At 67.3% G+C, this 14660-nt stretch carries 13 protein-coding genes and 1 pseudogene; 1 reads left to right on the top strand and 13 read right to left on the bottom strand.

Annotated features, from left to right (window positions below; genetic code table 11):
• Positions 1-55: 55 nt before the first annotated feature.
• From cobA to JOE31_RS07060, 8 genes and pseudogenes are all read right to left on the bottom strand, one after another.
• Positions 56-1312 (bottom strand): uroporphyrinogen-III C-methyltransferase, encoded by a 1257-nt coding sequence (cobA, locus tag JOE31_RS07095; RefSeq protein ID WP_209742896.1) that lies wholly within the window; start codon positions 1310-1312, stop codon positions 56-58.
• A gap of 156 nt (positions 1313-1468) precedes the next feature.
• Positions 1469-1765, bottom strand: a complete 297-nt coding sequence (locus JOE31_RS07090) for a putative quinol monooxygenase (protein WP_209742894.1) — start codon at positions 1763-1765, stop codon at positions 1469-1471.
• A gap of 125 nt (positions 1766-1890) precedes the next feature.
• Positions 1891-2352: an SRPBCC family protein gene (locus tag JOE31_RS07085; protein WP_209742892.1), complete on the bottom strand. Its 462-nt coding sequence runs from the start codon at positions 2350-2352 to the stop codon at positions 1891-1893.
• Between the two features lie 155 nt (positions 2353-2507).
• Positions 2508-3473 carry an ABC transporter permease gene (locus JOE31_RS07080; protein ID WP_209742890.1) on the bottom strand — a complete coding sequence of 322 codons (966 nt, stop codon included), beginning with the start codon at positions 3471-3473 and terminating at the stop codon, positions 2508-2510.
• Complete coding sequence (locus JOE31_RS07075) at positions 3463-4188, bottom strand: ABC transporter ATP-binding protein (RefSeq protein ID WP_043483399.1); 726 nt, start codon at positions 4186-4188, stop codon at positions 3463-3465. The genes JOE31_RS07080 and JOE31_RS07075 overlap by 11 nt, the downstream gene beginning before the upstream one ends.
• A 68-nt stretch (positions 4189-4256) precedes the next feature.
• Complete coding sequence (locus tag JOE31_RS07070) at positions 4257-5420, bottom strand: ABC transporter substrate-binding protein (protein ID WP_245199035.1); 1164 nt, start codon at positions 5418-5420, stop codon at positions 4257-4259.
• A gap of 104 nt (positions 5421-5524) precedes the next feature.
• Positions 5525-6847: pseudogene (locus JOE31_RS07065) on the bottom strand (aspartate aminotransferase family protein); the annotation flags it as partial.
• 27 nt (positions 6848-6874) lie between these two features.
• Positions 6875-8041 carry an RtcB family protein gene (locus JOE31_RS07060; RefSeq protein ID WP_209742886.1) on the bottom strand — a complete coding sequence of 389 codons (1167 nt, stop codon included), beginning with the start codon at positions 8039-8041 and terminating at the stop codon, positions 6875-6877.
• 190 nt (positions 8042-8231) lie between these two features.
• Between JOE31_RS07060 and JOE31_RS07055 the strand changes: the two genes are divergently transcribed.
• Positions 8232-8558: a GYD domain-containing protein gene (locus JOE31_RS07055; RefSeq protein WP_209742884.1), complete on the top strand. Its 327-nt coding sequence runs from the start codon at positions 8232-8234 to the stop codon at positions 8556-8558.
• Positions 8559-8578: 20 nt separating this feature from the next.
• On the opposite strand, the gene JOE31_RS07050 is transcribed toward JOE31_RS07055, so the two are convergent.
• The 5 genes from JOE31_RS07050 to JOE31_RS07030 form a co-directional block, all read right to left on the bottom strand.
• Complete coding sequence (locus JOE31_RS07050) at positions 8579-9589, bottom strand: GTP pyrophosphokinase family protein (RefSeq protein WP_209742882.1); 1011 nt, start codon at positions 9587-9589, stop codon at positions 8579-8581.
• Positions 9590-9757: 168 nt separating this feature from the next.
• A complete protein-coding gene (locus JOE31_RS07045; RefSeq protein ID WP_245199034.1) occupies positions 9758-11179 on the bottom strand; it encodes a sulfate adenylyltransferase subunit 1 in 1422 nt (473 codons plus the stop codon).
• Entirely contained in the window at positions 11179-12126 is a 948-nt protein-coding gene (gene cysD, locus JOE31_RS07040; protein WP_209742880.1) for a sulfate adenylyltransferase subunit CysD, read from the bottom strand. The genes JOE31_RS07045 and cysD overlap by 1 nt, the downstream gene beginning before the upstream one ends.
• Complete coding sequence (locus JOE31_RS07035) at positions 12123-12914, bottom strand: phosphoadenylyl-sulfate reductase (RefSeq protein ID WP_245199027.1); 792 nt, start codon at positions 12912-12914, stop codon at positions 12123-12125. Before JOE31_RS07035 ends, cysD begins: the two co-directional genes overlap by 4 nt.
• A complete protein-coding gene (locus JOE31_RS07030; RefSeq protein WP_209742878.1) occupies positions 12911-14656 on the bottom strand; it encodes a nitrite/sulfite reductase in 1746 nt (581 codons plus the stop codon). The genes JOE31_RS07035 and JOE31_RS07030 overlap by 4 nt, the downstream gene beginning before the upstream one ends.
• Positions 14657-14660 lie beyond the last annotated feature (4 nt).

Here is a 14660-nt window from a genome sequence, read left to right as displayed (position 1 = left end):
GTGAAAACGGCTTTTGGGAGCGTTAACTGCGAGCTAGTTGGGAAGGGGCTTCGGGCTACTTGGTCAGTACGCGGGGGCGGTTCGGGGTGGTGGTGCTGTAGTCGGCGGTCTTGAAGTGCGACGGCGCGAACGGGCTGACGCGGACAACGTCACCGATCACGATCACCGCGGGATTCGCGACGCCGGCGGCCTCGGCCTGGTCAGCGATGGAACCGACAGTGCCGATGGTCACGCGCTGATTGGGCAAATAGCCGTTCTCAACGATGCCAACTGGAGTGTCCTGAGGCAAACCGGCAGCGGCCAGGGCTGCGGTGGATTCGCGGAGCTGGCCCACTCCCATGAGCAGCACGATGGTGTGGTCGGACCGGGCCGGGACCTCGGAGAGTTCCTCGTGCCCGGTGACCACGCTGAAGCCCTTGGCCAGGCCGCGGTGCGTGACGGGAATGCCGGCTGCAGCGGGAACGGAAATCGCCGACGTCACGCCGGGGACCACTTCAACCTCGACGCCGTGCTGGCGGCAGAACTCGGCTTCTTCGCCGCCGCGTCCCAGCACGTAGGGGTCTCCGCCCTTGAGCCTGACCACCCGGTGGCCGGCGAGGGCTTCGTCGACGAGGATCCGGTTGATGTCGGCCTGGGGCACGGGATGGTGGCCGGGGGTCTTGCCTACCTCGATGACGCGGACGTCCGGGGCCAGTTCGTTCAGCAGTTCGCGGGGGCCCAGGCGGTCCGCCACCACGACGTCGGCCTGGCCGAGGAGCCTGCGGCCGCGGACGGTGATGAGCCCGGTGTCGCCGGGACCGCCGCCCACCAGGGCCACGCTTCCCCGGTGCGCCCGCTGGCGGCGCAGCGGAAGGTCGCCGGTTTCCAGCGCGGTGGCCACGGCGTCACGCAGTGCCATGGCGCGGCGCGGGTCTCCCCCGGCGTTCACGGCGATCTGCACGTCGTCCACCACGGCAACCGCGGGCGTCCACGCGGCTGAGGCTTCGTGGTCGGAAGCGTTGACGCACCAGATGCGCTGCTCCTCGGCGTCCGCCGAAACCAGGGCGTCCACGGCGGAATCGCCGGTTGCGGTCTGGACGAACCAGACGCCGTCGACGTCGGACGTACGGTAGGGGCGCTGCTCCCAGGTGAGGAGGCCGGCGTCGGCCAGTTCCCTCAGTCCCGCGGAGGCAGCGGGGGCAACCACGGTTACCCGGGCACCGGCGTCGAGCAGCCCTTTGGTGCGGCGCGTGGCCACCGGCCCGCCGCCCACCACCAGTACGGGGCGGCCCAGCAGGCGCAGCGCCGTGGGGTAAATGTCCTGAATTGCCATAAATCGACGATAGGGCCGCGTCATATACCGGAACAACGGCGCGGAAACACCAGTTCACGTAAGGTAACGCTGCGTCACATTGCTTGTGGACCTGCCAGTGGTGGGCCTGCGGACCGCAGTGTGGGTGCGCGCCTTATCTGAGGCTTTCCCTCGGCCCTACTTCACGGCGATGAGGTCGATCAGCTTAATGTCGGGATCCTTGGCGAGCATGGCCGGGCCGTGTTCAGCGAGTGCAGCCGGAATGGCGCCGTTGAGGTGCGCCTGCCTGTCCTCCTCGGTATCAAAAGTGTCGAAAATGCCGAACGTGTTTTCGCTGACCCGGAAGGCATACCAGGTCCGGGTGCCCGGTTCGTTGTCCACGATCTCCCGGCCTCCGTTGAGGAAGTCCCAAACTTCCTGTTCTTTACCCGGCTTCGCCTCGACCATAGCCAGCAGTCCCAGTTTCGGTTCCATGGCTGTCTCCTCAAATCGTAGGAACCGGGCGATGCCGGCCTTTTCGCGAGTCTAGGCACTTGGTCCGGGCCGGACAAGGGTCCGCCGCGAAACCCCGGCCGAGGGACGGCCCGGCGACGCGCAGGCTAGGCCTGCGGGTTGTCGGGCAGCCCGGCGAGGTACAGCCCGCGCACCGCAATCAGCCGTTCCAGGTAGCGTCGCAGCACGAGCTTCTCCGCGATCCGGCCCAGCGGCCCGAACGGTGCCGTGAATTCCACCCGGTCCGTCATGGTGCACCCGGTGTCCCTAGCTTCGAACTCGTGGACATGGCGGAAGGCCTTGAACGGCCCGCGGACCTGCTCGTCCACGAACCTTCCGGGGAACTCCAGCGACGTGATGCGGCTGGTCATTCGGATCGGCAGCCCGAAGTGCCGTGCCCGCCACGTCACTTCCTGGCCCTCGCCGATCAGGCCTGACGTCACGCCCGCCACGGCCCGCTCCCCCGCATCGGTCTGCGACTCGAGGTGCGCATCGATGCTCCGCGCGAGGTCGAACAGTTGTTCCCGGGGCAGTGCGGATTCGGTGCGGCACACGAAGCTGACGGTCATGGCGCCAGTCTGCCAGACCCGTCTGAAAGCAACACGTCGCGGCGATCGCGGCCGCCGGCGCACCTCAACGAGACAGAAACAGCAGAGCCCGACGGCGGGACTCGCCGTCGGGCTCTGCTCTTTGGTTCTGTGCGGGCTGGCTGGAGCGGCGGACCCTAGCGGGTGCTGCCGGCGAGGAGGCCGCGCCGCCGGAGGAGGCGCTTTTCGATCGGCGCGAACACCAGCAGTTCGATCAGGATGCCCACGGCCAGGATCAGCAGGATGGCTGACATCACAATGGTCATGTCCGCCAGGTCGCGGCCCTGGTTCAGCATGGAGCCCAGGCCGAAGCCGATGGTGCCGCCCACGGCAATGATTTCGGCGGCCATGAGGGACCGCCAGGAGAAGGCCCATCCCTGCTTCAGTCCGCTCAGGTAGCCCGGCAATGCGGCCGGAAGGACGATCTGCAGGGCCATCTGCAGCCGGTTGGCGCCCAGTACCGTGCCCACGCTGCGGTACTGCGGCGGGATCTGGTCCACGCCGGAGATCAGGCCGTTGATGATGGACGGGATGGCGCCCATGAACACCACGAAGTACACCGTGGCATCGGTGAGCCCGAACCAGATGATGGCTGCTGGCACCCAGGCCACGGACGGCAGCACCTGCAGCCCTGAGATGAGCGGACCGAAGGCGCGCCGCAGCGGGGCCACCTGTGCCAGCAGGAGCCCGATCGGCGTGGCAATGACCACGCTGATCAGGAAGCCCACAATTCCGCGCTGCAGCGACGTCCAGACGGCTTCCTGCAGTGAACCGTCGGCCCACAGGGTGCCGAACTGGCCAAGCACGTCGAGCGGCCCTGGCACCAGATCGCGGCGCTTGAAGCCAAGCGAAACGTAGAACTGCCACGCCAGGACCAGCACCACGAGCGCGGCCACCGGGAGCAGGATGCGGCTCCAGTCGATGCGCGCGGCACGGGCCGCGTCCGACTGCAGGGAATCTAGTCCGGATTCAAGCTCGCGCAGGTCCTCGTTGCCGGTGGAGGACCGGGTCAGGGCCGCGTGCACCTTGCGGGTTTCGGGCTCAGCGCTGGATGCCTCGCCGTTAACGGGGGCTTCGGCCAAGGGCGTTGGGTTACTTGGCATGGCGGCGGATCTCCTCTCGCAGCCGGGCGGTGATGACCCCGGTCAGCTGTCCGGCAAGACCGGCGTCGGTACGGTGTTCCTCGGTGACGTTCCATTCCTGGACCACCCGGCCGGGGCGTGAGGACAGCAGGAGCACCCTCTGGCCCAGCCGGACGGCTTCGCGGACGTTGTGCGTCACAAAGACGATGGTGCGGCCGGTTTCCTTCCAGATCCGTTCCAGTTCGTCGTGCAGGAGGTCGCGGGTGATGGCGTCCAGGGCGGCGAACGGCTCGTCCATGAGGAGCAGCTGCCGGTCCTGGGCCAGGGAGCGCGCCAGCGAGACGCGCTGGCGCATGCCGCCGGAGAGCTCGTGCGGGCGCTTGTCGCCGGCACCGCCCAGGTGCACCAGGTCCAGGAGTTCGTTGGCCTTGGTGCGCCGCTCGGCCTTGCCCACCCCGCGCAGCTTCAGGGCGAGTTCGATGTTTTCCCGGGCCGTCAGCCACGGGAAGAGAGCGGCATCCTGGAACATAAAGGCTGCGCCGTCGCTGGGGACCTCAAGGGCGCCCGACGTCGGGAGCTCCAGTCCCGCCATGATGTTCAGCAGGGTTGACTTGCCGCAGCCGGAGGCGCCGAGGAGGGCGACGAACTCGCCTTGCGCGATGCTGGCGTTGACGTCGTCCAGCACCGGGGCGCCGTCGCCGAAGCGCTTGCCCAGGTTTTCCAGTACGACTGGCATGGTCCTGTCCTTACGTTGAGGGGGCTGGTGGTGGTGCTCAGGGTGGTGTTTTGGGTGGTGCGTGCCGGTCAGTCGCTGCCGAGTCCGGCTGCGGAGACTTTGCTGCCGCCGGTTTCGGCGGTGACGCCGTTCAGGGCGGTGAGGTCGAAGATGCCGTTGATGTCCGCCTGCTTGGTGGTTCCGGCTTTCACGCCGTCCTCGAGCAGTTTCTTGTAGGTTCCGGCCAGCGGATCCACGGTGAAGACGATGTTCTTCAGCGACCGTTCGATAACGTCGGCAGGGAGTTCGGCTCCGCCGGACTCCTTCAGCGCGGCATTCAGCAGGCTTGCCTTTTCCGCAGCGGGAGTGTCATTGAGCCAGGCGACGGACTCGGCGTGGCCCTTCAGCAGGGCCTTGACAGTGTCCGGGTGGTCCGCGGCGAACTTCTTGTTCACGATCAGGATGGTGGTGGGGAACTCGCCCGGCTTGCCCGTCAGCGACCCGTCCCACAAATCCTTCTCGTCCACCAGGACCTTCGCGCCGGCCTGCAGCACCAGCCGGGACGCCCACGGCTCGGGCAGCCACGCGCCGTCGAGCTTGCCGTCCTGGAACAGCTTCAGCGTCTGCGCGTTCTCGGTCGGGTTGATCGCCACATCCCCGCTGCCGTCGGTGTTCGTCTTGTACCCCTGCCCGGCGAGCCACGCGCGCAGCGCCACATCCTGGGTCCCGCCCAGCTGCGGCGTGGACAGGGTCTTGCCCTTCAAATCCGCCGCCGAACCGAACTCCGGCTTCACCACCAGCTGCGCCCCGCCCGCCGCGGCGCCCGCGATGATGCTCACGGACTCACCCCTGCTCTTCACAAACGAGTTGATCGCGGGGTTCGGTCCGATGTACGTGGCATCGATCGCGCCGGCGTTCAGCGCCTCGATCGCGGCCGGGCCGGCGTTGAACACCTGTGTGCTGAGCTTGGTATCGCCCAGGCTCCTGGCAACGAAACCCTGCTTCACGCCCGCCAGCGCCGGGGCGTGCGTGACGTTGCCGAAGTAGCCCAGCTTCAACTCCGCAGCCGGTGTCGGAGCGGGGGCAGCTGCCTGGGCTGCGGAGTCACGGGAAAGGGTTGACGCCACCACGGCACCGGCGGCAATAAGCAGCACCAGGCCGAGGGCAACCAGGACCTCCACGGCGCGCTTGCGCTTCGGGTTGTTGCTCTCTCCTGCCACGATGCGGATCATTCCGGGCTGGGGACTTGTCATTGTTTCACCATAGGGAGTGACATAAACCCGTTCAATGAAGCGGAAACGGGGGGTCACGCGGGTTCATCTAGCGTCATATTCGAACGTCCCCGTGCCGTCCCGGCTCAGGTCACGTAAGTGTCCGCTGCCGCCAGGGCCTCATCCAGGATGGCCACGCCCGCGGCGGCGTCGGAGTCGTTCACGTTGAGCGGAGGGGCGACGTGGACGCGGTTGCCCTGGACCAGCGGCAGCAGGCCCCGTTCCCGGCAGGCCTTGACGACGGAGACCATCGGCGCGTTGGCCGTGCCAGTGGCTCCGGCCGGGACGAGCGGCTCTTTGGTCAGCCGGTTGCGGACCAGTTCGAGGGACCAGAGTCCGCCGATGCCGCGAACGTCCCCGACTGCCTCGTGCTTGTCGGCGAGCGCCCGGAGCCCCGGCCCCAGGATGTCCGCCCCGAGGCGCGCGGCTGCCGCGACCGTGTCTTCCTCGTGCATCGCCCTGATGGCGCCGACGGCTGCCGCGCAGGCGAGCGGATGTCCGCTGTACGTCAGGCCCGCCGGGTAGGGGCGCTTGGTGAACATCTCGTAGATCGCGTCCCCCACCAGGACGCCGCCCAGCGGCACGGACCCGGAGTTCACGCCCTTCGCGAACGCCATCAGATCGGGTGCCACGCCGTCGTGGTCGACGCCGAACCAGGCTCCCGTGCGTCCGAAACCGACCATCACCTCGTCGGCGATATAGACGATGCCGTGGCGGGCGCACAGCTCACGGACCCCGCGCAGGTAGCCGGCCGGCGGCACGATGACGCCCGAGCTGCCGGTCACGGACTCCAGGACCAGGCCGGCGATGGTCGACGGGCCTTCCAGGAGGATGACCTGCTCGAGATGCGCGAGCGCCCGTTCGGCCTCCTCCTCCGGCGTCCGCGACCCGAATGCCGACCGGTACAGGAAGGGACCGAAGAAGTGGACGGCACCTGCCGCTCCGGTGTCCGAGGCCCAGCGGCGCGGGTCGCCGGTGAGGTGGATGGAGGCCGCCGTCGAGCCATGATAGGAGCGGTAGGCGGCGAGCACTTTCGGCCGTCCGGTGTACAGGCGCGCCATCCGGACCGCATGCTCGATGGCCTCCGTTCCACCGGTGGTGAACAGCACGTGCCCCAGGCCCTCCGGCGCGACCTCCACAATCAGCCGCGCCGCCTCGCCCCGGACATCGGACGCATTGCCGGGTGCGAGCGTGCACAGACGGTCTGCCTGCTCCTTGATCGCAGCAACGATGCGCGGATGTTGGTGGCCAAGGTTGGTGAAGACCAGTTGCGAACTGAAGTCCAGGTAGCGCCGCCCGTTGACGTCGGTGACATAGCTCCCGGAGCCACCGACCAAGGTAGGAACGTCGCGCGGCCCCTGTGTTACCCAGGGGTGGAAGACCAGATCGTCGAGATTCATGACATCCTCCGTTTCTCTTCTTTGGGCTGACCAGGTTCAGTCGCCTTTGACGTTGACGAGCTGCCGCAGCCTGTGGCGGACCTTCACCAGGTCCTCCGCGTCGTGCATCACGACGTCAATGGGCTTGTACGCCGCGGGAATCTCGTCGATGAAGGCTTCCGATGCACGGAACTCAATTCCCTGCATCGCCTTCTTCAGCTCGGCCAGGGAGAACGCTTTGCGCGCTGCTGTGCGCGAGTACTCGCGGCCCGCACCATGCGGCGAGGAATTCAGCGACATGCGGTTGCCGCGGCCGGCCACCACATACGAGGCTGTGCCCATGGACCCCGGGATCAGGCCCGGGTCCCCGGCCTCGGCCCTGATGGCACCCTTGCGCGAAACCCACACCGCCTTCCCGTAATGGGTTTCCCGGCGGGTGAAGTTGTGGTGGCAGTTGATCCGTTCCCGTTCCAGCACCTTTCCGCCTGTCCAGTTGCCGAACTGGCTGATCACGCGGTCCATCATTTCCTCACGGTTCAGCAGTGCGAACCGCTGGGCCCAGTGCAGCTCGTCGATGTACCGGCTGAACTCGGCTGTGCCCTCTTCCAGGTAGGCGAGGTCGGCGTCGGGAAGCGCGATCCGTTTCTCCCGCGTCATGCGCTGCGCGACGCTGATGTGGTGCTGCGCGATCTTGTTGCCAATGCCGCGGGAGCCGGAGTGCAGGAACAGCCAGATGGCATCCGTCTCGTCCGCGCAGACCTCGATGAAATGGTTGCCTGATCCGAGCGAGCCGAGCTGGAGCTCCCACTTCGCTACGTACTGGCCGGGATCAAACCTGGCCTTGGCTGCCAGCCTCCTCAGCTCGGCGATACGCGGTTCGGCCGTGGCCATGATCCTGCGGTTGTTGTGACCGGCCGACAGCGGGATGACGCGCTCAATGGCTTCCCGCAGCCGTTTCCGGTCCTGGGGGAGGTCCGTGAGGAGGTACTGCGTCCTGACGGCAATCATGCCGCAGCCGATGTCCACCCCCACCGCCGCCGGAATCACGGCGCCCAGGGTGGGAATGACGGACCCCACCGTGGCGCCCTTTCCCAGGTGGGCGTCCGGCATCAGCGCCAGATGCGGATAAATGAAGGGCAAGCGCGAGGTTCTCACGGCCTGCTCCCGCGTCTCGGCATCCAGGATGGAAGCCCAGTTGATGAGCCGGCTGTTGATGCGTTCCACGATCTGCCCTCCCGCCGGGATAGGGCGAAAGTAAGGCCGCGGGGCGGGCGTGTCAACACCCCGCGGTAACCCATGAAAGAAGCCGGCAGCCATTGCTGACCGGGCAGCCGACTGCCATCCTTGCTGGACCGGCGCTACCGGCACAACCAGCCACCGGGCCACCGGCCCGCCAAGAGGAAAGGACGAGACGATGCCGCTCTATCTGTCGAGGTTCAGCTACACACCGGAGACCTGGGCCAAAATGACCAGCAATCCCGAGGACCGCAGGAAGGCCGCCCAGACTTACATCGAATCCGTCGGCGGCAAGCTCCACGGCTTCTGGTACGCCTTCGGCTCCTACGACGGCTACAACCTGTGGGAGGCACCGGACAATGTATCCATGGCCGCGGTGGCACTGGCGATCAGCGGAGGCGGCGCGCTCAGCTCATTCGAAACGACAGTGCTCCTGAGCGTCGACGAAACACTCGAAGCCCTTCGCATGGCCGATCACATCAAGTACCGGCCTCCCGGCACCTGAGGAATCGATCCTCAAGAGCCTCAGTCCTGCATGCGCTCCAGCCGGTACGTCAGCTTCGCTTCCCGCTTGGGGTCGTCCCCCAGGGATTTGGTGCGCGCAATGTAGTCCACGCCCCACGTCTTCAGCAGGAAGTCGTCGGCAATGCGGACGTGGCCGGCGGGGAATTTGTAGTCCATCCGCTTGGCCACGCCGGACCAGTCGGCGGCACCGAAGAGTTCTTCGGCGTCGGCCACGGTCCGCACGCCGTTGGCCGCCAGCAGGTCCCCCAGCCAGCCGTATTGCCGGGCCTGGCTCCGGGGGTGTTCGGACAGCAGCCGGGCGAGCATGTCCTGGAGGATGTCCCCGGTGAGCTCGGTAGCGGCAGGGTTCGCGGCGAACTCGGCGGTACTCTCGGCCTGGCGGCGTTTGACGATGTCGTTGATCGCGGAGAACTGGGCGTCCGCGAGCTCGATCAGGGTTGACGCCATAGTGAACGCGCGGTCCACTTCCGCGTTGGCCTCGGCCAGGCCCTTGTAGCGGATGTCATGTTCGAACGCGGCCCACGCGTGCTGCAGCACGGTCCGGATCTGGACCTCGAAGCGCTCCCCGATGAACGTCTGGCAGCCCACGGGAACGTTCTCGGCAGGGACTTCCAGGATCAGGTGCCGGCCGGCGTAGCCGATCTGGCCGTTCCGCCGCTGGGAGCTCGTTTTGTCGTCGTCCTCGCGGCAGCTGAATTGCCCCTTCAGGGCCGTTGCAACGTCGGCAATGTCGGGCTCCAGGAACATGATGACCCTGACGCCGATGAGGTCGTCCAGCTGCTCGAGTCCACGTTCATATTTGAATCTGCCATCGGCAGTGAGCCGGTCCAGCTTTCCCTTGACCGAACCTGGATCCTTGACCCGGGCCTGCACGGTGTGATGGTTGAGGCCGTCGTCGCGGAGCCGGGCGCGGATGGCATGCCCGATGGCATCGGAAGCCGCATTCAGCCGGGGCAGCCGCGCACTGTATTGCTCCAGGGAGCTGGCTACAACTGACTCGTGATCGTCCACCCGGTCCCCCTCAGATCATCGCGCAGCGCATCTACCAGCAGAGTATCCAAGGCAGCGGGTTTCAGCTACTGCCGGGCTTTCACGTTTCCCGGACAAAAAACAGCGGCTTGTTCGCAGAACCTGTCCTCGAGGGTCAGGTTTGGCGAACAAGCCGCGGTTCCTCGTCAATTAGATGCTGTAGCGCTCGTCCTCGTGGTCGCCCGGGTGGTCGTTGACCAGGCCGGCGGCCAGAGTGTTGCCGTCCAGCGGGTCGATCACCAGGAAGGCGCCGGTGCGGCGGTGGTGCAGGTAGTTTTCCAGCGGCAGCGGGGCGGCGAGCCGGAGCTGCGCGTGGCCGATGTCGTTGAGCTCCAGGCTGGACGCACCCTCAAGCTTGAAGGTGGCCAGGTCCAGTTTGCCGCTGACGCTGCGGACCAGCGCCTGCACGGTGCGGGTGCCGTGCTTGACCAGCACCTTGGCACCCTCGCGGAGCGGCTTCGGGGAGAGCCAGCACAGCGCCGCGTAGAGGTCGGCGGACGCTTCGCGGACGGTGCCTGCGGCGGCGATGGTGTCACCGCGGGCGACGTCGAATTCGTCTGCAAGGCGGATCGCCACTGACTGCGGTGCCACGGCTTCGGTGAGCTCGGCGCCCGCGAAATCGATGCCCGTCACCGTGGTGGTGCGCGGGTCCTGGCCGGGGGTCAGCACGCTGACCTTGTCCCCCACCTTCACCGAGCCTTCGGTGATCTGCCCGGCGTAAGCACGGTAGTCACGGTATTTCTCGACGTCGAGTCCGCCGGCAACCGCGTCAGGCGCCAGCGCGCCCTGCGGCCGGACCACCAGCTGCACGGGGAAGCGGAAGCTCTCCAGGTGGCTCTCCAGTTCGTCCGCGGCAGGAAGGGTTTCGAGTACTTCGAGCAGTGCCGGTCCCGTGTACCAGGGGGTGCGCTCCGAGCGCTCCACCACGTTGTCGCCGTCGAGCGCGGAGACCGGAACCACCAGCAGGTCGGTGATGCCATCGGCACCGAGGCCCAGTTCTCGGCCCACCTTCTGCACGTCGGCTTCGATCTCGCGGAACACGGTCTCGCTGAAGTCCACCAGGTCGATCTTGTTCACGGCCACAATCACGTGGGCCACACGCAGCAGCTGCAGCACGGACAGGTGCCGGCGGGTCTGCTCCAGCACACCCTTGCGGGCGTCAATGAGCACGACGACGGCATCCGCGGTGGACGCGCCGGTCACCGTGTTCTTGGTGTACTGCACGTGCCCGGGGCAGTCAGCCAGGATGAAGCTGCGGCGGTCCGTGGCGAAGTAGCGGTAGGCGACGTCGATGGTGATGCCCTGCTCGCGCTCGGCGCGCAGGCCGTCGGTCAGGAGTGCCAAGTCAATGCCGCCGGCCGAGCCGCCGAATCCGCGGTCCGCGGAGGTGCGGGCGACGGCGTCGAGCTGGTCTGCCAGGATCGCCTTGGAGTCGTGCAGGAGGCGGCCCACCAGAGTGGACTTGCCGTCGTCGACCGATCCGGCGGTGGCGAAGCGGAACAGCGAGGCGTGCGCGAGGGGGGCCTCGTCAAGAAGGGCAGCCGCGCGGGCTGTATCGATTTCGGTGCTCATTAGAAATAGCCATCCTTCTTGCGGTCTTCCATGGCGGCCTCGGAAATGCGGTCATCCGCACGGGTGGCGCCACGTTCGGTGATGGTGGAGGCGGCAACTTCAATGACGACGTCGCGCACCGTGGCGGCGGCCGACTCAACAGCGCCGGTGCAGGACATGTCACCGACGGTCCGGTAGCGGACGGTCTTGGTGATGACTTCCTCGTCGGGGCGGGGCTGGGAAACCTCGCCGACCGCGCGCCACATGCCGTCGCGGGCGAAGACCTCGCGGTCGTGGGCGTAGTACAGGCCGGGCAGCTCGATGTTTTCGCGCTCGATGTAGCGCCACACATCCAGCTCGGTCCAGTTGCTGATGGGGAAAGCGCGGACGTGCTGGCCCACGGTGTGGCGGCCGTTGTACAGGTTCCACAGCTCGGGGCGCTGGTTGCGCGGATCCCACTGGCCGAATTCGTCGCGGAGGCTCAGGATGCGCTCCTTGGCGCGGGCCTTGTCCTCGTCGCGGCGGCCGCCGCCGAAGACGGCGTCGAACTTGTTGCGCTGGATCGCGTCCAGCAGCGGGACGGTCTGCAGCGGGTTGCGGGTGCCGTCCGCACGCTCGGCCAGTTCACCGGAATCGATGAACTCCTGCACGGAGCCCACCACCAGCTTCAGGCCCAGGCGCTCCACCGTGCGGTCGCGGAAGTCGATGACCTCGGGAAAGTTGTGGCCGGTGTCCACGTGCAGCACCGGGAAGGGGACCTTGCCCGGCCAGAACGCCTTGGTGGCGAGGTGCAGCATCACCACGGAGTCCTTGCCGCCGGAGAACAGCAGCGCAGGCTTCTCGAACTCGGCAACAACCTCGCGGATGATGTGGATGGCCTCGGACTCGAGGGTGTCCAGGGACGAGAGGCGTGTAGAGACGGCCGAGTCAGTCACCTGGGTGGGCTCCTCAGTTAGGAAAGTGCTCATACGTGTAGTCCGCATTCTGTCTTGTCGGTTCCTGCCCAGCGGCCGGCGCGGGGGTCATCGCCGGGCGCTACCTTGCGTGTGCAGGGCTGGCAGCCAATGGACGGGTAGCCCTGTGAAAGCAGCGGGTTGACGGGAAGGAGGTTGTCGTCGGAGTACTGCACCAGCTGGTCGAAGCTCCACGCTGCCACCGGGTTGACCTTGACCAGGCCGTTGGCCTCGTCCCAGGTGATCAGCGGGGTGTTGGTGCGGGTGGGGGCTTCGTCACGGCGCACGCCGGTGAACCAGACCTCGTAGCCGGCCAGGGTGCGGCGCAGCGGGGCCACCTTGCGGAGGGCGCAGCACTGGGCGGGGTCGCGGGCGAAGAGGTCCTTGCCGAGGAGGCGGTCCTGCTGCTCCACGGTGTTCTCCGGAAGCACGTCCACCACGTTGACGCGGAGGTTTGCGGCCACCTCGTCGCGCGTGGCGTAGGTTTCCGGGAAGTGGTAGCCGGTCTCGAGGAAGAGGACGTCGACGCCGGGAAGCTGGTCAGCCACGAGTGCCGGCAGGACGGCGTCGGCCATGGAGCAGGCCACGGCCACGGCGGGAAGCTCGAAGTTGCGTTCCACCCAGGCGATGACATCGCGGGCGGGGGCGTCCCAGCCGAGCTCGGCAGCGCCGGCCTCGGCCAGCGCTTTGAGCTCATCGTGGGAGCGGAGCTTCGGGGCGGCGGTTGCCACCGTGGCTTCGACCTGGGCAGAGGCCTCAGCCGGAGCTGCCACGGGGTCTACTCCAAGTGCGTGCTTGCTCATTGCAGGTCCTCCTCTTCGGCTGCGTGGGCCCACTCGGCGAAGGTCTGGCCTTCGGCGTGCTCGGCCGCGAACTTCCGGACCACGCGTTCCACGTAGTCGGGCAGGTCCTCGACGTAGACCTTCAGGCCGCGGACGGTACGTCCGAGGCCTGCTTCCTCGCGGGTGGAGGAAGCCAGCCCGCCGCCCAGGTGGACCTGGAAGCCGGGGCTGGGGTCGCCGTCGGGCGTTGGCAGCATCATGCCCTTGAGTCCGATGTCCGCGGTCTGGATGCGGGCGCAGGAGTTGGGGCAGCCGTTGATGTGCAGGGACAGGGCGTGGGGCAGCTGGCCGCTCTCCGCCAGGTCCGCGAGGCGGCGTTCCAGCTCGGCCACGGCGGTTGCGGCGGTGACCTTGGTTTCCACGATGGCCAGCTTGCAGTATTCGATGCCGGTGCAGGCGATGGTGCCGCGGCGGAACACGGACGGCCGGGCGGAGAGGCCCAGGGCGTCGAGCTCGGCCACCAGCGGTTCAACCTCGTCCTTGGGGACGTCCAGCACAACCAGCTTCTGGTGCGGGGTGGTGCGCAGGCGGTAGGAGCCGCGGGCTTCGAGGGTGTCCGCGAGCTTCACCAGCTGCGCGCCGGAGAGGCGGCCCGCAATCGGGGTGGCGCCGATGAAGAACTTGCCGTCCTTCTGCTCGTGCACGCCCACGTGGTCGCCCGGGGTGGACGGCTTGGGTGCGGCGGGACCGTCGGCCAGCTTGTAGCCGAGGTATTCGTCCTCGAGGATCTGGCGGAACTTCTCCGGGCCCCAGTCGGCCATCAGGAACTTCAGGCGTGCCTTGGTGCGCATGCGGCGGTAACCGTAGTCACGGAAGATGCTGGTGACGCCGAGCCACACGTCTGCTGCCTGCTCAGGCGTGACGAAGGCTCCGAGGCGCTTGCCGAGCATCGGGTTGGTGGACAGCGCGCCGCCGGCCCAGAGGTCGTAGCCGATGCCGAGTTCGGGGTGCTTGACGCCCACCAGGGCGAAGTCGTTGATCTCGTGCACCACGTCCTGGCTGGGGTGGCCGGTGATGGCGGTCTTGTACTTGCGCGGCAGGTTGGACAGCAGCGGGTTGCCGATGAACCGCTCCCCCAGCTCCTCGATCAGGGGCGTGGGATCGATGAGCTCGTCCTTGGCGATGCCGGCCACGGGCGAGCCGAGGATGACGCGGGGGACGTCACCGCAGGCTTCGGTGGTGGACAGGCCCACACCTTCCAGCCGGTTCCAGATCTCGGGGATGTCCTCCACCCGGATCCAGTGCAGCTGGATGTTCTGGCGGTCGGTGAGGTCGGCCGAATCCCGGGCGAAGTCCACGGAGATGTTGCCGATCACGCGCAGCTGTTCGGTGGTGAGCGCACCGCCGTCGATCCGAACCCGGAGCATGAAGTACTTGTCCTCAAGCTCGTGCGGCTCCAGCGTGGCGGTCTTGCCGCCGTCGATCCCGGGCTTGCGCTGCGTGTAGAGGCCCCACCAGCGGAAGCGGCCGTGCAGGTCCTGGCCGGGGATGGAGTCGAAGCCGTCCTTGGAGTAGATGGACTCGATACGCTCGCGGACGTTGAGGCCGTCGTCCTCCTGCTTCCAGGTTTCGTTGGCGTTGAGCGGCGTGGTGCCGTCAACCTTCCACTGTCCGTGCGGCTTCGCTGCCGGTCGGTTGGCGCGTGCGGGTCGCTTGGGGGCAGCGGAGTCCGCGGACGCTCCGGCTAGAGCTGTATCAGTCATGCAT

Source organism: Arthrobacter sp. PvP023, from assembly GCF_017832975.1.
In the GTDB taxonomy this organism is placed as follows: Bacteria; Actinomycetota; Actinomycetes; order Actinomycetales; family Micrococcaceae; genus Arthrobacter.
This window is presented reverse-complemented; position numbering and strand designations above follow the sequence as displayed.